Raw genomic sequence first — 19,986 nt, forward strand, 5'->3', positions numbered from 1 at the left:
ATTCTGGATGCCAGCAGAGCAACAGGATTGCTGACGGGGGTTACCGAGTATTGCCTGAGTACGCTAGCGTACAGAGATCTGCCAGACTTGCGCCTATGCTGGCAATAAATATTCTGACGGAGAACATCATGACACATATTATTGCCGGGCGATTACAACAACAAGACCAGGTGCAGCAGGCCAGACATCAGTTGATGGCAATATGCTTCGCAGAAAACCAGATCAGTTCTTTTTACCTGAATCCACCGGGGCAACATGATATGTACCCTATCGGTGGTGACCGCGACGAGTCGCCAGGGGCTAAGGAAGCAGGTAGTGGTGCCGTCGGCGGTGCAACCACTGGTGGCGTGATAGGTGCGGCGGTAGGCATGATAGGCGCGCCTGTCACCGGGCCTGTGAGCACTGCCTTGGGTGCACTGGTTGGTGCGCATGTGGGCTCGCTGATAGGCAGTCTGTCGCAAATGAAGGACAAGGGTGATGCAGAAGATGATGCCGAGAATGCAGCAGCAGTGCGGCGCTCTGGCATGATCGTGGCCGTCAGCGTGGCTAAGCCTGAGAGTGAAGAGGCTGTCATCAATATCCTGAAAAACCTGGGTGCTGACCAGATAGAGCTAGGTGAAGGCGATATCAGCAATGGCGACTGGAAAGATTTTGACCCACGCACGCCCCCCAGATTTATTGCCAGCATTAAACCCGCACCAGTTGAGCAACAGGCGGCAGAACAAGGGGTGACTGGCCGTGAACTCTAAGCAGACACAGAAAGAGCAAGTGCAGGAAAAGGTGGCCACGCCTACTGTAGACACGACTTCGCCAGGTGGCGAAGTGAAACTGCCACATGAACGTGACCAGACTATTGATAAGGATGGCAAGCCACGCAAAGTCATGAAGCAGGCTTTGCTGGATTTACAGCAGGGTCAGAAAGATACAGACTTGCATGGCCAGCGTGGTGTCGAGACTGTGGTCAAGCCAGAAAGCAAGCCTGATCCTTAGTTTGCTATCTTGTCAGTTCACTGGCTTATTTTGCCTGGGCGAAGCTGCCTGTCATCGCTGTCTGCACAAGATCACGTATTTCCAGCCGGTGAAAAGTGGCTGTGCAGCCTGTGGTTGAAATCAGGCCTATTAAGCCCGTGACCAAAGCCAGGGGATTGCTGGCAGCTTCTGCTCCGAAATAATCGCTGTGTACAAATTGCGCCAGATCGACATGAAAGCGGCGGGAAAATTCTTGCATGAACTCTAGCGCATCATCCCCATCCATGCCCAGGTCATGAAAGAGGCTGGTGTCGTCGCTGAGATTTTGTATGGGCACACCAGCAAAATCAGCGATGCAGTGTTTTACTTCATCGCGGATGATGGCAGGGTTCATGCTGTACTGCTGGATGATTGCTAACCGACTACTGCCGACTACTGCTGACTACTGATTACTGACCGTACTTTTTTTCTTCCAGTTTATGCGGCTTGTCTGTATAGGTCGTCAATCTGCTGGACCTCACTCCTTCTGGCAAAGGAGTATTCATGAATTCTTTCATGACGCGCTCATTGCTACGGCGTCTGCTATCCAGCATATCATTATGCTCACGTGTGGCCTGACGCTGATTGAATGCTTCGTTCTTGGCCGCCCAATTAGTGTCAGTACTGCTTTCTGAACCGACGTATTTCTGATTGGCTTTGACGACACCCTTTGCGCTGGTTTTTGGGCAAAGGTTGTCGGTAAATGTCACACGCCCGTCATTGTCCACACATCTTTGCACCTGGGCAGATGCCAGGTTTGTGATTGTCAGCAAAAGTGCGGCGGATAAAAGGTGCAAGCGTTTCATATAAATTTCCAGGTAACGGCAAGTCAGAGCAAAGCTTGCGAGTGGTCACAAGCTTCTCATAAACCCTGAAGAAACTCAAGGAATGCAGGCAGAAATTGCAGGCTGTCAGCTGTAGTCACTGATGGCAATCAGCAGGCCATCTTTAAAGCCAAATTCTGAACGTCCGCTCAGCTTGAGGGTTTCTCCCACTTTCAGGCCGTTCGGCAAATCGATGGCAAGCACACCCTGATAGCTGATATCGACGCTGACCTGGTCGCCAGTGAAATTAAAATTGCTGGGGTCTTGCTGACGTGAAGTGAAAAAAGCTTTGGATTGCTCTGCCAGTTGACGAAACTCTTCACGACCCGTGGTCTGGGTATTGACTTCGCCAGCAGCGATATTCTTGAACACGATATCTGCATGCAGCAGCTTGATCATGCCCTCAATGTCAAAGCTGTTATACGCATTCAGGTAGGCTAGTATGAGGCTGCGCTTTTCTTCATCCTTCATTGTCGATACTCCACATTAAGCTCCACATTAAGACTCCACTTGAGATTCCACTGCAAAGGGAGAATTATTGTAGCATTGATAATGGAATTTATTTGTTAAGCGGGAGTGAGTTGACCGCAACTTGCCCCGTTGCACGCTGATGGGCGAGTTCTGCGCGATTTTTCATGAGGCCCAGGATGGAGTGGTGAAAGTCGTTTAATACCATTCTTCCCCACAGGTCACCATAAGTCTTGAGCTGGGACTTATTGATGAAGCGGGTGCTCAGGCGTAATTCTGTGCCGCCGTCTTTTGCCTGCAAATCATAGCCGCCATCCAGTACATCGAAATACTCACCTCCCATTTCCACATGTCTGTCGAGCGCATCCCGGGGGATGCCGCCAGTTGGAATGTGGAAGCGGTAGTGCATGGCATAGGGCTTTTGCCAGGTGGTGATAATTTCTTCAAAGCGCACATTTTTTTCCCAGCGAGAAGTCCTGACTGCACCTACGCCAGTTCCACTCATATCTGCGGCCAGCGGCCTGGGCAAGCCTATCAGGTGCACCAGGGAAAAGCCAAGTTCTCCGGGCTTGATGTCTTGCACGGATGCCAGTTGCTCAAATACTTCTTCCGGACTGGCTTGTATCTGTATCACAGTGCTGACCTGTTGCTCACTTTGTACTGGCGGCAGCCTGGCTTCTATGGGGCCGAGCAAGAGAGGCAGCAAGGCAAAGGAATATATATTGGTGTTGGGTACACGAAAGTGATTGTGTATGGCGCCGCCTATGAACCCGCCTATGATGGCAGCGAGGAAGAAGACAGGGACGACCAGCACGATGCAAATCAGGCCTTCCAGCGCGCACATGAACATGGCAAGCAGAAACATCGCCATCGCTGAGCAAGACACCATGACTTGCATGCCAACGTGGATACGGGATTTGCCTGCCGCCAGCAACACGGAGATCGCACCCACACTAAATGGTGCTACGACCAGAAAGGCAGTAGAAACAATTTGCAGCCAGGCATGCAGGGACTTGTTTTCAAAGCCTACACGCAGCAGTAATCCATAGACTACACCTGTCAGCAGGGCGACGACGAGCCGCAGGCTAGGGTTGCCAGCGCCCGGCATTTTATAAATATCGGCGTTGTTGTCACCGTAGTTGCCACTGTTGTTGCCACTGTTTTCGTTGCCGTGCTCGTTGTATTCAGACATGCTGTTTACCTGCTTGATGAGGTGGAAACTTTAAGGGTTTATTTGTACAGCAATTTCATGATGAGAATGAAGCTGGCCAATACCAGCGTCACAATATTGGCGATAATGACAGGCAGTGCACCCAGCATGAGGCCGTACAAGAGCCACATGAGTACGCCGCTGACGAGTATCAGGTACATGCCCAGGGACACACCTTCGGCACGTTTGCGACGCCAGGTCAGCCAGGCTTGCGGGATGAAGGCAGTGGTAGTAAGACACGCGGCAATATAGCCAACCATGTCGGCAGACAGGGGGATACTCATCTTGCGCTTATTTGATGTCTACTGGCGGGCGCAGGAACTGGCCAGAATGAAACACCAGCGGTGCCTGTTTGGTAAATTCACAATGCTCGACTTCACCAACGAAGATAACATGATCCCCCTCGGGATAGCGGCTGCGGTTATGACATTCAAACCAGGCCGAGGCACCTGTCAATATGGGGTGGCCAGTGCGCGACAGGGTGTAATCGACGCCAGCAAAACGGTCAGTCTTGCGGCTGGCAAATTGCTCTGCCAGCCAGGCTTGTTCGCCGGATAGTATATTGACAACATAATGGGAATTGCCACTGAACACCGGCAAGCTATTGGCTGCCGTACCCAGGCTCCAGAGTATCAATGGCGGGTCCAGTGAGACAGAATTAAAGGAAGATGCTGTCAAACCCAGGAACTGGCCATCCGCCAGGCGGGTGGTAATGACGGTGACGCCAGTAGCAAATTGCGACAGGGCATCCCGGAAATGGCGGGTATCAAATTCACGCTTTTCAGAGCGGGGTGAGCGGGTGTGCATGAGGTTCCATCGTTCTTTTTTTGCCATTATCCCAGATTTTAAGGCTTTCTGGCTTGAGAACAGGTATTTGCCTGCTATCCTGCAATAGGAAGTGTGGCGCTGACTGTGTTAAACTTGCAGGCTTGCCGGTTTCCCCAGGTTTTTGCCTAAGTGGTTGATTCCTTTGAGTTTAATTTCTTTGAACTTGATCCCTTTGAATTTGATATGAGGTGCTGAAGTATGCCCATGCTGCTGGCTTTACGCCGTGTAATGATGTTGTTCATGCTGGCTGTGCTGACGACAGCGAGTTTGCCCGCTTTGGCGCAAATTCCGGCCGAACGCAATTTTCCTGAAAACACCAAACGCGGGGTCTTGAATATGTCGCAATACCCTAATGTGCTGATCAATGGCAAAGCTGTCAATACAGCACCGGGTTTGCGTATTTTTGATGATGAAAACCTGTTTATTTCGCCTACGCAAATTACGGGCAATTACATCATCATCAATTATCTCGAAGATAATTTTGGTGATGTGGCCAAAATCTGGGTGCTGACCGATGCGGAGCGCAAAAAAACCTTGCCGCCAGCGCAAGAGTGGAAACCACAGATTTTCATCAACAAAAATTTCTAAGTAAAAATTCAGGTAATGCCGGGCGATAGCTTCATGCTGCCCTTTACAGCATTGCAGCATTGCAGCATTGTTATCCCTGAAGTACGCAGCTAAGTAGAAAGCTATGCAAAAAAAAGTATTTATCAAAACCTTCGGTTGCCAGATGAACGAGTATGACTCGGACAAGATGGCAGATATCCTCAATGCCAATGATGGCATGGTGAAAACCGATAATCCCGACGATGCCGACGTGATCTTGCTCAACACTTGCAGCGTGCGCGAAAAAGCATCTGAAAAAGTATTTTCTGACCTCGGTCGCCTGCGCGAACTCAAGCGTAAAAAACCAGAACTGCTGATTGGTGTTGGCGGTTGCGTGGCTTCGCAAGAAGGCGATGCCATCGTCAAGCGTGCACCTTATGTTGATATGGTCTTTGGCCCGCAAACTCTGCACCGCCTGCCGCAGATGATAGATGCGCGCCGTAGTTCTGGCCGTTCGCAAGTCGATATCAGTTTCCCTGAAATTGAAAAGTTTGACCACATGCCACCAGCCCGCGTCGAAGGCGCGAGTGCCTATGTGTCCATCATGGAAGGTTGCAGCAAGTATTGCAGTTATTGCGTCGTACCCTATACACGCGGTGAAGAAGTCTCGCGCCCGTTTGATGATGTGCTGGCAGAAGTGGCGGGCCTGGCTGAGCAGGGCGTCAAGGAAATCTCGCTGCTGGGGCAAAACGTGAATGCCTACCGTGGCGTTATGGAAGATGGCGAGATCGCCGACTTTGCGCTGCTGATCGAATACATCGCCGAGTTCCCTGAGATAGAACGCATACGCTTTGTCACCAGCCATCCTAAAGAATTCACCCAGCGCCTGATCGATTGTTATGCCAGGGTGCCCAAGCTGGTCAATCATCTGTACCTGCCTGCCCAGCATGGCTCTGACCGCATCTTGTCGGCGATGAAGCGTGGTTATACGGCCATAGAATACAAATCGGTCCTGCGTCGTTTGCGCCTGGTGCGCCCCGATATTTCTGTGTCATCTGATTTTATCGTCGGCTTCCCTGGTGAGACCGATGAAGACTTTGATGCGCTGATGAAGCTCATCAATGACATTGGCTTTGATAACAGCTTCAGCTTTATCTTCAGCCCGCGCCCAGGCACGCCAGCGGCGAACCTGGCTGACGATACACCGGCCGAACTCAAATTGCGCCGCCTGCAGCATTTGCAGTCTGTGATTGATGCCAATACCAAGAAATACAGCAATGCCATGATAGGCACTGTGCAGCGCATCCTGGTAGAGGGCCCGTCGGTCAAGGACCCGAATGAATTGCAGGGTCGCACCGAGAATAACCGAGTCGTCAATTTCGCGGGCTCCAAAGATCTGGTCGGTACGCTGGTGAATACCCGCATTACCGAATCCTATAATTATTCCTTACGCGGCGAACTCGTCGAAGAGGCAGTGACAGCATAATGGCAAAAACACCCGTGCCGGTAGCACACTTCATCCCTCAACCACTGGACAATACCCGCCTGGCACATCTGTGCGGGCCTCTGGATGAGAACTTGCGGCAGATATCATCGGCACTGGATGTGACGATTTTTCGCCGTGGTGAAAAATTTATCGTCAGCGGCCACAATGCCGAAAAAGCGATAGAGATACTTGAGCATTTCTATGGCCTGGCGAAAAAAATCGTCACCATTGATGAAGTGCAACTGGCGCTGGTAGAGCAGCGCGCCAGCAGGAGCCTCAAAAAAGGCAAGGCCGGCAAAGAAGATCAGGATGATGTTATTCCTGCCGACGCCGTTGCGGTTGACGCAACCTTGCCGGAAGATGCAGACATAGAAAGCCCGATGCTGAAAACCCGCCGCAGTGATTTGCGCGGGCGCACGCCGCATCAGAATCATTACATCAAGACCATACTCGAACACGACATTAGCTTTGGCATAGGCCCTGCTGGTACAGGTAAAACCTATCTGGCCGTGGCTTGCGCCGTGGATGCGCTGGAGCGTGATGCCGTCAAGCGTATCGTGCTGACCCGCCCGGCGGTGGAAGCAGGTGAGCGCCTGGGCTTCTTGCCGGGTGATCTGGCACAAAAGGTTGATCCTTATCTGCGCCCTTTGTATGACGCCCTGTATGACTTGCTGGGTTTTGACCGCACGCAAAAAATGTTTGAAAAACAGGTCATCGAGATTGCCCCGCTGGCGTATATGCGTGGCCGTACCCTGAACCATGCTTTCGTCATCCTCGATGAAGCGCAAAACACCACGCCGGAACAGATGAAGATGTTCCTGACGCGCATAGGCTTTGGCAGTAAGGCGGTGATTACCGGTGACCCTACCCAGGTTGACTTGCAGCGTAACGTGAAGAGCGGCCTCATCGATGCCTGCCAGGTACTCGATGGTGTACGCGGCATAGGCTTCACTCATTTTGGCAGCGTCGATGTGGTACGTCACCCGCTGGTCGCCCGCATAGTCGATGCCTATGAAAGCGCCAATGCCAACGCCACCGCCAACAGCGCCGCCATCGGCTTGCTGAAACCCGCAACCCCTTTAAGCTCTGCCCACCATGGTCGCAAAAAGTAAAAACGAAGTTAAACCTGTTTCCAAACACAAGCTGACGCTGTCGGTGCAATATGCTGACAAGCGCCTGCAAGATGTACTGACCCGCCCGCTGATACGCAAGACCGTACAGGCGGCACTGTTCTTCCCCGCAGAAATCACCTTGCGCTTTGTCGATGCTGAAGAAGGCAAGGTACTCAACCATGATTACCGCGGCAAGGACTACGCCACCAATGTGCTGACCTTTGCCTATACCGAGGATGAAGATGCCGAGGTGACGCAGGCAGACATTATCCTCTGTACCGATGTGCTGGAGAAGGAAGCTGCCGAGCAAAAGAAAACCGTCCTTGAACATGCCCAGCATCTGATCGTCCACGGCGTCCTGCATGCCCAGGGCTATGATCATGAAGAGGATGATGAGGCTGAGGAGATGGAGGCGCTGGAGATAGAGATACTGGCTGGGATGGGGCTGGGGAATCCTTACTCGTAGGTTGGGCTACGCTTCACCAGCCCAACACTGGGCGGTTCAATAACGTACACCTTGATCTTATGGCGGGATACACTTGTTCAACCGACCCCCATCCCCCACCCGACCATTCCACTGCGCCGCTTACATGCGGCTTAGATATTTGTGGCGCAAAGCTGCGCTTTGCGAATTCCCACAAATCTCCCCTTGAAAGGGGAGGAGTGACCAGCTCTTGCGCTGGCGAGTGAACGATCAAATATCCACAATATTCGAAAGCCCCCAACATGTCACAAGATAAACCACAAGGCCGTCGCATCAACATGGGTGGTCGTTCTGTCGTCGCCTATGGTTTGCCCACCCAGTTCTGGCAAGACATTTACTACTATGCGATGACATCAAGCTGGCCTGTGTTTTTTGCTGGCGTGGGTGTGGTATTCCTGGTCTTGAATGTGTGCTTTGCTTCGCTGTTCATGCTGGGGGACAATCCCATAGGCAATCTGCATCCGAATGGTTTTCTCGGGGCGTTTTTCTTTAGTGTGGAAACGCTGGCGACTGTGGGTTATGGCGACATGCATCCGCAAACCGTGTACGGGCACAGCATCGCTACGCTGGAGATTTTCATCGGCATGGCCAGTGTGGCCCTGATTACTGGTGTCATGTTTGCGCGTTTCTCGCGCCCGCGTTCCAGCATTATTTTTGCCAATCACCCAGTCAGCCATATGATGGATGGCAAGCGGGTCTTGTTGATACGCCTGGCTAATGCGCGCATGAATATCATTAGTGAGGCGACGGCCAAACTACGCCTGATGCGGGACGAAAGTACGTCCACGATGGGCAGTTTCCGCAAGATCACGGACATGAAGCTGGAGCGTGAACAGCATCCCATCTTCATCCTGGGCTGGACTGTCATTCACGTTATTGATGAAAACAGCCCGCTATTTGGCATGGATGAAGAGGCACTGCACGCTTGCCGGGCTTCACTGATACTCAGTATAGAAGGGGTGGACGACACCACCAACCAGCCGCAAAGAGCACGTCATTATTACCCTTGCAGCCAGATACACTGGAACCATCGCTATGTGGATGTATTTGAAAACGGCCGCGATGCCGATAATGTCCAGCACATCCATTACACCCGCTTCCATGATTCGGAAGAGATCATTGACGTGCCGGAAAACTGAATTTGCTTAAAAGTGCAGTAGTACTAATGCCAGCAAAGCCGGTGCTGCCTGTATGTAAAGGATGCGGCGGCTGACTGAATAGGCACCGTAGGCACCGGCAATGATGACGCAGGTCAGGAAGAAAATCTTCACATGAAAGCCTTCATGACCACCCATCAGCAAACCCCAGATCAGGCCCGCTGCCAAAAAGCCGTTATACAAACCCTGGTTGGCTGCCAGCACCTTGGTGGTCTCTGCCTTTTCAGGCGTATTGCGGAAGGTGCGCAAGCCCATGGGTTTATCCCACAGGAACATTTCCAGCACCAAAAAATAGATATGCAGGGCGGCGACGATGCCGGTCAGTACGTTGGCGATGATGATGAACACGGTTACTCCTTACAGGATTTTTTTACGGGGCGTATTGATCATAGTGGATCACCCCGCTTTTAAACAGTGTTGAAACCGCCATAACTGGCGGGTCTTGCACGCTGGGTCAATTTAACGGCTGATATCCCAGTCTTTTGTTTCTGGCAACAGCCAGCCGCCTATCAGCAAAGACATCAGCGCTATGCCTATCGGGTAATACAGGCCTGAGTAAATATCCCCGGTGGTGGTAGCGATCAGGGTGGCAAAGTACAGCATAAAGCCGCCAAAATAGCCTGTGCCTATATGGTAAGGCAGGGAGATGCTGGAATAGCGTATGCGGGTGGGAAAGAGTTCAACCAGGTAGGCGGCGATGGGGCCGTAGGCCATGCAGACATAAAATACCAGCACGAACAGGATGAGCACAACCATGGGTTTGTTGATGGCTGCGGCATCGGCCTTGGCCGGATAGCCCGCTTGTTCCAGTGCCGCCTTGATGGCTTTGGTGTCAAAGCCATTGATAGTGGCGCCGCCTATGCTGGTAGTGACCCCAGCCTGGCTGCTGGTTTGCAGGCTATGGGCAACGCCAGCAGCGTTCAGGAATTCTTTCACCTTATCGCAATCGCTGACCGGGCCTGAGAACAGGCGCACACTGCATTCATTCGATTGCATGCTGACAGGTGCATGGCTCATGGCTTGTTCCAGTGCCGGATTGGCAAAATGGGTGAGCGCCTGGAATAGCGGGATATAACTGGCACTGGCGAGGATGAAGCTCAGCATCATCAGGCGCTTGCGGCCAATTTTGTCGGACAGTGCACCAAAAACCACATAGAAGGGAATGGCCAGCGCGAGGGCTACCGACATCATGATATAGGCTGTGGCAAAGTCTACCTTGAGGGATTTTTGCAAAAAGATCAGAGCATAAAATTGCCCTGTGTACCAGACTATGCCCACGCCAGCGACCGCACCAAACAGCGATAGCAAGACGTATTTCATATTGCCCCAGTTGGCGAAACTGTCACGCACTGGTGCCGCCGATAACTTGCCGCTGGCCTTGAGGGCAGCAAAGACGGGGGATTCATTAAGCCGCGAGCGTATATACAGCGAGACGCCAAACAGGGCAACCGAGATCAGAAAGGGGATGCGCCAGCCCCAGCTTTTGAAGGCGGCTTCGCCCATGATGGCCTGGCAAGCCAGTACCACGATGAGGGACAGGAAAAAGCCCAGGCTGGCGCAGATCTGTATCCAGCCTGTGGCATAGCCGCGCCTGCCCGGCAAGGCATGTTCTGCCACATAGGTGGCGGCACCGCCATATTCGCCCCCCAGTGCCAACCCCTGCAGACAGCGCAGGATGACCAGCAGGATAGGGGCCAGTATGCCCGCAGTTTCATAGGTAGGCAGCAAGCCGACCCCGGCAGTGGAGATGCCCATCAGGGTCATGGTGATCATGAAGGTGGTCTTGCGGCCCACCACATCGCCCATGCGGCCAAAGATCAGTGAACCAAAGGGGCGCAAGACCAGGCCTGCGCCATACGTTGCAAGGCCAGCCAGGAAAGCACCGGTTTCGCCCAGTTCTTTTGAATAAAACAAGGGCCCCAGGATGGCCGCCAGCGTGCCAAACACAAAGAAGTCATACCATTCAAAAGCGGTACCCAGGGAAGAGCCAAAAATCACCTTCCGCTGTTCTTGCACGCTGGCTGTCGTCATATTGTCACTGCACTCCCATCCTGCCTCATTGCAAAGGAGCATGGCGTGGCAAATCCAGTGTGAAGCTGCTACCCATGCCTGGCTGGCTATATACGCTTATCTTACCCCCAAGTATGGATGTGACGATGTTGTAACTGATGGACAGGCCTAATCCTGTGCCTCCACGGCCCATTTTTGTTGTGAAAAAGGGATCAAAGATATGCCCCATCACATGTTCATTCATGCCGCAGCCATTGTCTTCCAGCCTGAGCTGTATCTTGTCCTTGCTCAGGGCGATGGCTGAAATGATCATTTTGCCACTGGCTACATGCTCAAACCCATGGAGCAGGGCATTGTTGATGAGGTTCATGATGACCTGGCCCAGTGGGCCGGGATAACTGTCGAGCAAGATGCCGTCCGGTATGTCGACGATAAGTTGATGCTGGCGGGCATTGATCTGGTTGACGATGGTGGCGCACAAGTCATGGCAGGTCTTGCGCAAATCAAATTCACGCCTTTGGGCCGTAGTCCTGTCGACGGCAATTTGCTTGAAGCTGAGGACCAGGTCGGCAGCGCTTTCCAGCGAATGCACCAGCAAGTTGCTGGCTTGCTCTACCTGATTGATAAACAAGTCCAGCTCGGAGCGGCGCAATTTTTGTTCCCTGTGTTTGGTGGCCAGGTCGACAGATTTTTCACTCAGGGTCGAGGCAGTGAGTACGCTATTGCCTATAGGTGTATTGAGTTCATGCGCCACTCCAGCGACGAGCGAGCCAAGTGCCGCCATTTTCTCCTGTGCCACCAGTTGCTGCTGGGCGTTTTGCAGGCGCTGGTAGGCAAAGGCATTTTCCAGGGCAATTGCACCATAGGTACACAGGGTTTTGAAGATCAGTCGCTCACGCTCGCCATAGGCTTGTGCCCGGTGGGCCTGCAAGGCCATCACACCTATCGTATGTTCTGCCACGCGCAGAGGGGCACACAGCAGGCTGCGTATATCGTCACGACTTGCCAGGCTGGTGTTGTTATCTTTTTCAGCAGTGCCAACAATATTGACGGCGGGACTGAAGTCACTGGCATGGTCAGGCGGGATATCCATGCAGATGTCCCTGAGTTCTCTGACGCAAATGCTGTAAGGGTGTACGGAGTCAGCCAGCTCTATGCTGTTGTGTTCGCGTTCCTGATCTGATTCCATATGCAGGGCAGGATGCAGGCTGAGGCTGCTGTCATCCATCAGCAAGACGCTGAAGCTGCTGGTCTCCAGCAAGCCTGCCACATGGCGGTACAGGCTGCGGCAGACCACGCTGGTGTCCAGTTGGGCAGTAATGTCCTGGCCTATGGCACCCAGGCGTTCGAGGGTGGCATTGGTTTGCTTGAGGGTATTGAGTTCCTGTTCAGCGACGGTAGCGGCAGCTTCCTTGGCGGCGGCCAGTTCAAATTCGACTTTCTTGAGGGGGGTGACGTCAGCCACATGGACAAAAAAACCGCAGACCTTGCCATCGACAATGTCAGGGGTATAAGTCATCAGGCTATGACGTATGCTGCCATCGGGGATGACGACTTCGCGCTCGAAGATCTGCAATTCACCGCGCAGCACGGCTTGTATATGGGCCAGGTTTTTTTCAAAGATGGGGCCGAGAGCATCGCGCATGTAAATGCCACGCATCTGTTCTTTGGATTTGCCAAACCAGTGGGAATAGGCATTGTTGGAAAACTGGCAAATCAGGTCCGTGTTCCAATAGCCTGTCATGGCACTCAGGTGATCGATGACCTTGAGTGCGATTTCCACATTCTGCATTGGAGGGGGCTGGGCCTTGTCGCCACTTTTTTTCATCAAGTCATCGTCCGTGATTATGCTATCCCTTAGCCTGTCACAAGCAATGCTAACAGTTCAGCGGTGATTGATGCTCAATGGTAATTGAAAAATTTTGTGGCAGTGAATAGTGTGATTTGCTGCAATATTGTATAAATTAAATGATGCCCAGCTCCAGCCCGCGCAAAACAGCGCGTACCCGGTCGCGTACTGCCAGTTTTGACAAGATGCTTGATACCTGGTTTTTTACCGTGCCTTCACTGGTGCCCTGGGCGTCGGCAATTTCACGGTTATTGAAGCCGCCAGCCATCAGGGCCAGTATCTCGACTTCGCGCTGGGTCAGTGGATCGTGCAATTGCTCGGCAACATAGGCGGGAGTCAGCTTTTGCAAGCCATGCAAGACGCGTTCGGTAATGGCAGGCCGGAACAGGGATTCGCCACGGGCCACACTGCGAATGGCGGCACTCAGCCTCTCCAGACAAATATCCTTGAGTAAAAAGCCCTTGGCACCGGCACGCATGCCATGGAACAGCGCCTCGTCATCATCAAAGGTGGTCAGTAAGATCGTCGCTGGTAAATACTCGCGTGCATTCAATTCCTGCAAGACTTCTATGCCTGACATTTTTGGCATCCTGACATCGAGCAAGACTACATCGGGCCGCAATTGCTCTATCAGTTCCAGTGCGGCTTCACCATTGGCGGCTTCTGCCACGACTTGTATATCAGGCAGCATGGCCAGCAAACCGGCAATGCCTGTACGGATGAGGTTTTGATCATCGACCAGCAAGACGCGTATCATGCCTGCCCTTCCTTTTGCGGGAGCCAGATATGGATGTGGAAGCCTTCGTCCGGCTGGCTGCTGATGTGCATGCGCCCGCCCAGCTCATTGACGCGTTCACGCATGCCGGACAAGCCGTGGCCCTGTTCATCCTTGCTGATGCCCTTGCCATCGTCAACCATCAGTAAAATGATGCCATCCTGCTGGCGTGCCAGGTGTATATGCAGTTTTTTTGCCCTGGCATGACGTATGCAATTGGTGATGGCTTCCTGCACGCAGCTGAAAATCGTATGCACCAGCACCGGGCATTGCAGCTCGGCGTTGCTGGCAAATTCCAGCGTGATCAAGGGGTCTGGTATGGCACTGCACAGCGACTGCAGGGCCTGACGTAAATCGCTGACATGGTTGCTGCGTTCCATGGCCACCACGGCACGTACCTGGTTCAAGAGGTTTTGCGCCAGGTCGCGTGAAATAGCCAGTGACTTGCTGCTGACGGCATGCTGGTCCTGTTCCAGGGTTTGCCTGAGTGCCAGGTCGAGATGCAGGTTGAGAGCCGTCAGGTGATGACCCAGTACATCATGCAAGTCGCGGGCGATGCGTACTCTTTCATTTTCACGTATGGCGTCACTGAGCAGTATCTGGGTGGCCTTGAGTTCAGCATAGGCTGACTTGAGTTCAACCTCGGCCAGTTTGAGTGGCGTGACGTCGGCCACATGGACAAAAAAGCCATGTACCCTGCCACCCTTGAAGCGGGGTGTATAAGTCATCAGGCTATGCCTGAGGCTGCCATCGGCAACGCGGACGGCGCGCTCGAATACCTGTTTTTCGCCATCCAGTGCACCCTGGATTTCCTTGCGATTCATCATAAAGATTTCACCCAGGGCATCACGCATGGCGATACCCTTCATTTCTGCGCGTGACTTGCCAAACCAGTCAGCGTAAGCATCGTTGGAGAACTGGCAAATCAAATCCGAATTCCAATAAGCCATCATGGCGGGTGAGTTATCGATGACGAACAGGGCCAGAGCTGCCACATCCTGGCTGGCACCCCTGGTTTCCTTACTTTCCATAATGATCCTCGCTGCATTCGTCTTTGCGTACGTGGCGGAAAAATCAGCACTGTACCTATATTGTCCGGGCGCCGCATGTGTGGAAAGTCATATGACTTCCAGCACATGCGCTCGCCACCCTGTGTCCACTAAGCTCTGCGTCTTTGTCCAGCCGGGTTTATTATCTTGAACGCAGAAAAAACCGATATCCGCAGTCTTAGTGACGATACTCTTTACGAAATCAGGAAACAAGTTGTCGCCATGCATTTGACCGGGCAGGGCAGGGCGCGCATCGCCAGCAAATTGCAGCTGAGTTATAGCGGCGTTGTTAAAATCATCAAGCTCTATGAGAATGCTGGCAATGTCGTCCCCATGCCTGCGGTCAGGGGGCGCAAGAATGGCCAGCAACGCTTGCTAAAATCGGAGCAGGAATTGCTGTTGAAAGGCATGATAGAGCAGGGGGCACCTTCAGCCTATGGTCTGCCATATCACTTGTGGGGCCGCGATGCACTGGCCATGCTGGTACATAAACAAACCGGCGTTGACCTGCCTTTGCGTACCGTCAGCCATTACATGGAACGCTGGGGTTATGCCAGCAGCCAGTTGCAAAATGCGGTGCCGGCAAAGAAAAAAATACAAGAATTTCGCTCAAAAAAGCAACACCCCCAGATCCTGCCCGAGCTTTGCTGGCTGAACCGGACATTGCCACCCACACTGGGTAACCCCGCTGGTGAAATCATTTCTGCCATCAATGGCCGCGGCAGCTTGCGCTGGTTATGTCTGCCTGCGGCTTGCGGTGCGAAAGGCCTATCCATATTTTTGCATGGCCTGCTTGCAGACATGAAAAAAAATCTGCTGGTACTGGGCTTGTCCAAAGAAGAAATGGACGAACTGGCAGTACAAATCAGCCTGCCTTTGCAGCAGGCAAATTTCCATCTGCAATGCGCACCTGAGATGCAGGAGGCAGACCCTGAAGTGACGACAGAAACTGTGTCCTGGCACTTTGGAAAAAATGTTGTCTAGCTGAAAAGAAACAGTCAGGGCTGTTCAGAAAAAAAGACAAAGATAGTGAAATTGTGCGCACTATTATTCCTACTATTTAGCAGCCAGAAACAATCTTGCTTAAGATAAATCCGTCGTCTTGATTGTGTTTAGTGACCTGCCTGTTTTGCTTATTATGCGCAGGCGGGCTTATTTCATCTGCACTTGAAAGGAAGAAAAATGAGACATCTGCACAAATGGATTTTCTCCGTCATGCTGACAGCAGCGATGCTGGCATGCTCAGGCATGGCGCAGGCGGCGGAGCGTGCGACCAAGGAAGAAGCGGTGGCGATGGTGAAAAAAGCCGTGGCTTATTACAAAGCCAATGGCCGCGAAAAATCGCTGGTGGCTTTCAGCGACCAGAGCGGGCCTTTCCGGGACAGGGAATTATTTCTCATCGTGCTTGACCCCAAGGGCACAGCCGTCGCCCATACCGCCTTGAAAAAAATGATAGGCGCCAACATCATGGACTTGAAAGACCAGAATGGTGTTGAAATCATCAAGAGTTTTTACAAGGCAGTAGAAAAGAACAATTCAGGCTGGAGCGCCGAATACACCTTCATCAACCCGGCCAGCCAGCAACTTGAACCCAAGCTCACTTATGTAGAAAAAGTCGATGACTTGCTGATTGCCTGCGGGTATCACTTTTTGAAAACCAAATAAGCTGCTTGTCTCATACAAAACTGGCTGGCAGGGGCAGATTTGCCCGTCAATTTGTCCTTATTTGTCCTTACCAGCGCTTGCCAGCCTGTTTTATTGTCTTTAACACCATCATGATGACGCCACCATGACATGTTGCTCACTTTTTAAGCATGCGTCTGTTTTTTGGTTAAATTCTCGCTTTCGGCATGAAAGTGCTGCCTTTCTTGTAACGAAGTACTGCAAAATTTGGGAAACTGCCCCTACTTGTTGTATTCTGTAGGATTGAAACAACGGCGTTACGCCTATTATGCAAGAGCACTCTAGTAAGGTCAGACCATCTGACCTTAAACCCCATAGGTCATTGTTTGAACGATTGACCGCCCTGATTTCTCCTGAACCTGAAAACCGCGCCGAGCTGCTGGAAGTGTTGCACGACGCGCAAGAACGCAACCTCATCGATGCCGATGCACTGGCAATGATAGAAGGCGTGTTCCAGGTATCTGACCTGTGCGCTCGCGATATCATGGTGCCGCGCGCGCAAATGGATGTCATCGACATTTCCAATCCCATACAAGAATGGATGCCAGAAGTGCTGGAGACAGCGCATTCCCGCTTCCCGGCTGTCGATGGTGATAGGGACAAGGTCGTCGGCATTTTGCTCGCCAAGGATTTGCTGCGCTACTACGCTTCTGATGCATTTGATGTGCGCGACATGCTGCGCCCTGTCATCTATATCCCTGAATCCAAGCGCCTGAATATCTTGCTGCGTGACTTCCGCGCCAACCGCAATCACATTGCCATGGTGGTGGATGAATACGGCGGTGTCTCTGGCCTCATCACCATCGAAGATGTGCTGGAACAAATTGTCGGTGATATTGAAGACGAATACGACTTCGAGGAAGAAGAAGACAATATCCTGGCGCTGGAAAGCAAGGGTAATGGCAAACGCTGGCGCATCAAGGGGTTGACCGACCTTGAGCAATTCAATAACACCCTCAATACTACCCTGGGGTCTGAACAAGCCGAAACCATAGGTGCCTATGTGGCTGACTATATGGGACATGTGCCGCATATGGGCGATGAATTCTCCATAGGCAATCTGTATTTTGAAGTCCTGCGGGCTGATGCGCGTGAAGTGCAGATGCTGCTGGTGGAACAAAGACCTGTCGTGCGGTCCGATGATTAAGGCTGTGCAGTCTGTACTATCTTCACTTTCAGTACGTTCATCTTTCCTGCTGATGCTGCTGGCAGGGGGGCTGAACGTATTGTCGTTTGCCCCTTTCCATTTCTGGCCTGTACAAATTCTCGGCCTGGCCTTGCTGTTCAGCCAGGTTTTGCGTGAAGGTGAGCAGGCCATCAGTCGCAAACGGGCAGGCTGGCTGGCCTGGGCCTATGGCCTGGGATGGCTGACCGCCACCACCATCTGGCTGGTCTACGCCATGACCTTGTTTGGCGGTTTGCCTGGCATCTTGTCCCTGCTGGCGCTGATGTTCCTTACCGGAGCATTGTCCATTTATATCGCTGCCGCTGCCTGGGGCACGCGCTGGCTGCAACAGCGCTGGAACATTTCTTCCGCCGTCGCCGGTCTGCTGATATTGCCAGGCTTGTTCACCGTGGCTGAATGGTTGCGCATCTGCTTTTTGACCGGATTTCCCTGGACTATTTCTGGCTACACCCATACCCATAGCCCGCTGGCTGGTTTTGCCCCCGTCATTGGCGTGCTGGGTCTGTGCTGGCTGAATGCCTTGCTGGCTGCGGCACTGGCTCTATTGATGGTGACGCAAGCCAGTCGTCAGCAAAAGCTGGCTTTGCCAGCCTTGATCGTGACGGTATTCGTAGCTGGTTATGGCTTGCAGCAAATCAGCTGGACCCAGCCACAAGGCCAGCCCATACAGGTGCGCCTGTTGCAGGGGAATATTGCACAGGACATGAAGTTCAGCCAGGAACATCTGAACGACTCGCTGGCCCTGTATCACGACATGATCACGCAAACCCCGGCTGATCTTATCGTCACGCCTGAGACTGCGCTGCCCATGCTGACCTCGCAACTGCCGCCAGATTATCTGCCGCTATTGAATACCTTTGCCCAGGACACAGCCAGTACGGTTTTGCTGGGCGTGGGTGTGCATGATGGCGGCGATCAATATTCGAACAGTGTACTGGGCATGTCACGCCAGTATGCCCAGCCTTATCGCTACGACAAACATCATCTCGTGCCTTTTGGCGAATTCATACCGCCTGGTTTTCGCTGGTTCGTGAAAATGATGTCCATCCCCATGGGCGAGTTTTCTACCTCTGGCCCTATACAGCCAGCCATGAAAGTCGCTGGCCAATGGGTCATGCCAAATATCTGTTACGAAGATTTGTTCGGTGAAGAAATCGCTGCGCAATTGTCCTCACAACATAATGCTGGCCAACCCGTCGCCAGCATCTTGCTGAATGCCTCCAATCTTGCCTGGTATGGCAATTCATTCGCCATCCCCCAGCATTTGCAAATATCACAAATGCGCGTCCTCGAAACCGGCCGTCCCATGCTACGCGCGACCAACACAGGAGCTACCGCCGTCATCGTTCCAGGCGGTGTGGTTGAACAGTTATTGCCCGAGAATACCCGCGCTGTGCTGGCTGCAAACGTGCAGGGCTATACTGGCATGACGCCGTATATTCTCATCGGTAATTTCGGTGCGCTGGGCCTGTCTGCACTTGGAGTTTTGCTGGCATTCTTGCTGGGGCGCAGAGCAGCAAAATAGATGCTTGCATGTAGGAGCGGCTTTAGCCGCGAACAGCTCTGTACGTAGAATTTTCGCGGCTGAAGCCGCTCCTACGTGGATTGATGGATAGCTCCTGGCCAGAGCTGATACGAATGGTGCAGCGTAATTGCACAAATCGTTTTTATCTGGCTGCATTCAAAAATCGGTTTTTATATGGTGTCTGAGGAATCCACTCCATGAGCAATGAAACTTGGGAAATGACTACACTGGATTGGACTAGAAAAGGAGATCATGACGAGATTGTTAGTCCGGCTGACTTGGCAGAACTGATATTTGCAAAAAATAAGCAACAGGCAAGAGATGCTCTCTTGATCGTCGCCGGGGCTGTTGGACAAAATGGAGTGATATATCCATGTGCGTTAACTATAGTTAAAACAGTTTTAGCAGCACTGCCAAATTGTAGTCTTGTAGCCAAGTCTGATTGTCTGCATCTCATTGCTCAAATTACAGCGTCAGAATCTGCACCCGATTCACCGGATATTGCAAAAGAATGCTTAATTGAAATTCGTCAGGCAACTTGGTACTTTATTTACGGACTACAATTTGATGATGTTGAATTGGCGTGTTTATATGTCGACATATTGGGGTGTTTGGGAGAGAAGTTTGAAGACCTGAGAGCGACTGCTGTGAAATATATAAAATTGGCGCTTACAAGAAATTTGCCTCACTATGATATTGAGATGATTGAGAATACGATTGCTGGTTTATCGAATTGAATGTTGCAGGCCTTTTCTGCATAGATGATGAACGGCTTGATATTCCCAG

The 19,986-nt window shown here is 52.2% G+C and carries 23 protein-coding genes; 12 read left to right on the forward strand and 11 right to left on the reverse strand.

Translation table 11 applies throughout. From position 1 onward, the window contains the following. Nucleotides 1-128 precede the first annotated feature (128 nt). Both DFR42_RS19805 and DFR42_RS19810 read left to right on the forward strand, forming a co-directional pair. On the forward strand, nt 129-749 hold the full coding sequence (locus DFR42_RS19805) for a hypothetical protein (RefSeq protein WP_211324364.1): 621 nt from the start codon (nt 129-131) through the stop codon (nt 747-749). Next, a complete protein-coding gene (locus DFR42_RS19810) occupies nt 739-990 on the forward strand; it encodes a hypothetical protein (RefSeq protein WP_245937025.1) in 252 nt (83 codons plus the stop codon). The genes DFR42_RS19805 and DFR42_RS19810 overlap by 11 nt, the downstream gene beginning before the upstream one ends. A 25-nt stretch (nt 991-1,015) precedes the next feature. On the opposite strand, the gene DFR42_RS19815 is transcribed toward DFR42_RS19810, so the two are convergent. The 6 genes from DFR42_RS19815 to DFR42_RS19840 form a co-directional block, all read right to left on the reverse strand. Beyond that, complete coding sequence (locus tag DFR42_RS19815; protein WP_110256764.1) at nt 1,016-1,363, reverse strand: DUF1493 family protein; 348 nt, start codon at nt 1,361-1,363, stop codon at nt 1,016-1,018. 55 nt (nt 1,364-1,418) lie between these two features. After that, nucleotides 1,419-1,814, reverse strand: coding sequence for a DUF4124 domain-containing protein (locus tag DFR42_RS19820; protein ID WP_110256765.1), 396 nt, complete (start codon nt 1,812-1,814; stop codon nt 1,419-1,421). A 105-nt stretch (nt 1,815-1,919) separates the two neighbouring features. Beyond that, nucleotides 1,920-2,303, reverse strand: coding sequence for a nuclear transport factor 2 family protein (locus tag DFR42_RS19825; protein WP_110256766.1), 384 nt, complete (start codon nt 2,301-2,303; stop codon nt 1,920-1,922). 88 nt (nt 2,304-2,391) lie between these two features. Further along, complete coding sequence (locus tag DFR42_RS19830; RefSeq protein ID WP_110256767.1) at nt 2,392-3,492, reverse strand: SRPBCC family protein; 1,101 nt, start codon at nt 3,490-3,492, stop codon at nt 2,392-2,394. Nucleotides 3,493-3,530: 38 nt separating this feature from the next. Next, complete coding sequence (locus DFR42_RS19835) at nt 3,531-3,794, reverse strand: SemiSWEET transporter (protein ID WP_110256768.1); 264 nt, start codon at nt 3,792-3,794, stop codon at nt 3,531-3,533. Between the two features lie 7 nt (nt 3,795-3,801). Then, complete coding sequence (locus DFR42_RS19840; protein WP_110256769.1) at nt 3,802-4,317, reverse strand: flavin reductase family protein; 516 nt, start codon at nt 4,315-4,317, stop codon at nt 3,802-3,804. A 219-nt stretch (nt 4,318-4,536) separates the two neighbouring features. On the opposite strand from DFR42_RS19840, the gene DFR42_RS19845 reads away from it, so the two are divergent. From DFR42_RS19845 to DFR42_RS19865, 5 genes are all read left to right on the forward strand, one after another. Then, complete coding sequence (locus DFR42_RS19845) at nt 4,537-4,926, forward strand: hypothetical protein (RefSeq protein ID WP_110256770.1); 390 nt, start codon at nt 4,537-4,539, stop codon at nt 4,924-4,926. A gap of 103 nt (nt 4,927-5,029) precedes the next feature. Beyond that, on the forward strand, nt 5,030-6,370 hold the full coding sequence (gene miaB, locus DFR42_RS19850) for a tRNA (N6-isopentenyl adenosine(37)-C2)-methylthiotransferase MiaB (protein ID WP_110256771.1): 1,341 nt from the start codon (nt 5,030-5,032) through the stop codon (nt 6,368-6,370). After that, nucleotides 6,367-7,482, forward strand: a complete 1,116-nt coding sequence (locus DFR42_RS19855) for a PhoH family protein (RefSeq protein ID WP_110256772.1) — start codon at nt 6,367-6,369, stop codon at nt 7,480-7,482. The genes miaB and DFR42_RS19855 overlap by 4 nt, the downstream gene beginning before the upstream one ends. After that, on the forward strand, nt 7,466-7,948 hold the full coding sequence (gene ybeY / locus DFR42_RS19860) for an rRNA maturation RNase YbeY (protein WP_110256773.1): 483 nt from the start codon (nt 7,466-7,468) through the stop codon (nt 7,946-7,948). The genes DFR42_RS19855 and ybeY overlap by 17 nt, the downstream gene beginning before the upstream one ends. A 260-nt stretch (nt 7,949-8,208) precedes the next feature. Next, the gene (locus tag DFR42_RS19865; RefSeq protein ID WP_110256774.1) at nt 8,209-9,105 is read left to right on the forward strand and encodes an ion channel; all 897 of its coding nucleotides are present in this window, start codon (nt 8,209-8,211) and stop codon (nt 9,103-9,105) included. Nucleotides 9,106-9,111: 6 nt separating this feature from the next. On the opposite strand, the gene DFR42_RS19870 is transcribed toward DFR42_RS19865, so the two are convergent. The 5 genes from DFR42_RS19870 to DFR42_RS19890 form a co-directional block, all read right to left on the reverse strand. After that, nucleotides 9,112-9,471, reverse strand: a complete 360-nt coding sequence (locus DFR42_RS19870; protein ID WP_281275185.1) for a DUF1304 domain-containing protein — start codon at nt 9,469-9,471, stop codon at nt 9,112-9,114. Between the two features lie 111 nt (nt 9,472-9,582). Further along, entirely contained in the window at nt 9,583-11,154 is a 1,572-nt protein-coding gene (locus DFR42_RS19875; RefSeq protein WP_110256775.1) for an MFS transporter, read from the reverse strand. A 25-nt stretch (nt 11,155-11,179) separates the two neighbouring features. Further along, nucleotides 11,180-12,961 carry an ATP-binding protein gene (locus DFR42_RS19880; RefSeq protein WP_110256776.1) on the reverse strand — a complete coding sequence of 594 codons (1,782 nt, stop codon included), beginning with the start codon at nt 12,959-12,961 and terminating at the stop codon, nt 11,180-11,182. 136 nt (nt 12,962-13,097) lie between these two features. Continuing rightward, a complete protein-coding gene (locus DFR42_RS19885) occupies nt 13,098-13,739 on the reverse strand; it encodes a response regulator (protein WP_110256777.1) in 642 nt (213 codons plus the stop codon). Continuing rightward, nucleotides 13,736-14,788, reverse strand: coding sequence for a sensor histidine kinase (locus DFR42_RS19890; RefSeq protein ID WP_110256778.1), 1,053 nt, complete (start codon nt 14,786-14,788; stop codon nt 13,736-13,738). Before DFR42_RS19890 ends, DFR42_RS19885 begins: the two co-directional genes overlap by 4 nt. Nucleotides 14,789-14,953: 165 nt before the next feature. Here DFR42_RS19890 and DFR42_RS19895 point away from each other — a divergent pair, with 165 nt between their 5' ends. The 5 genes from DFR42_RS19895 (at nt 14,954) to DFR42_RS19915 (ending at nt 19,937) form a co-directional block, all read left to right on the forward strand. Then, complete coding sequence (locus tag DFR42_RS19895; RefSeq protein WP_146218912.1) at nt 14,954-15,790, forward strand: helix-turn-helix domain-containing protein; 837 nt, start codon at nt 14,954-14,956, stop codon at nt 15,788-15,790. Between the two features lie 198 nt (nt 15,791-15,988). Continuing rightward, nucleotides 15,989-16,471 (forward strand): cache domain-containing protein, encoded by a 483-nt coding sequence (locus tag DFR42_RS19900; RefSeq protein ID WP_110256780.1) that lies wholly within the window; start codon nt 15,989-15,991, stop codon nt 16,469-16,471. Between the two features lie 286 nt (nt 16,472-16,757). Further along, nucleotides 16,758-17,636 carry a CorC family transporter gene (locus tag DFR42_RS19905; RefSeq protein WP_110256781.1) on the forward strand — a complete coding sequence of 293 codons (879 nt, stop codon included), beginning with the start codon at nt 16,758-16,760 and terminating at the stop codon, nt 17,634-17,636. Nucleotides 17,637-17,640: 4 nt separating this feature from the next. After that, the gene (gene lnt / locus DFR42_RS19910) at nt 17,641-19,200 is read left to right on the forward strand and encodes an apolipoprotein N-acyltransferase (RefSeq protein WP_245937026.1); all 1,560 of its coding nucleotides are present in this window, start codon (nt 17,641-17,643) and stop codon (nt 19,198-19,200) included. Nucleotides 19,201-19,397: 197 nt separating this feature from the next. Next, nucleotides 19,398-19,937, forward strand: a complete 540-nt coding sequence (locus DFR42_RS19915) for a hypothetical protein (RefSeq protein ID WP_110256783.1) — start codon at nt 19,398-19,400, stop codon at nt 19,935-19,937. The last annotated feature ends 49 nt before the right edge of the window (nt 19,938-19,986 follow it).

Source organism: Undibacterium pigrum, from assembly GCF_003201815.1.
GTDB classification, from domain to species: Bacteria; Pseudomonadota; Gammaproteobacteria; order Burkholderiales; family Burkholderiaceae_D; genus Undibacterium; species Undibacterium pigrum.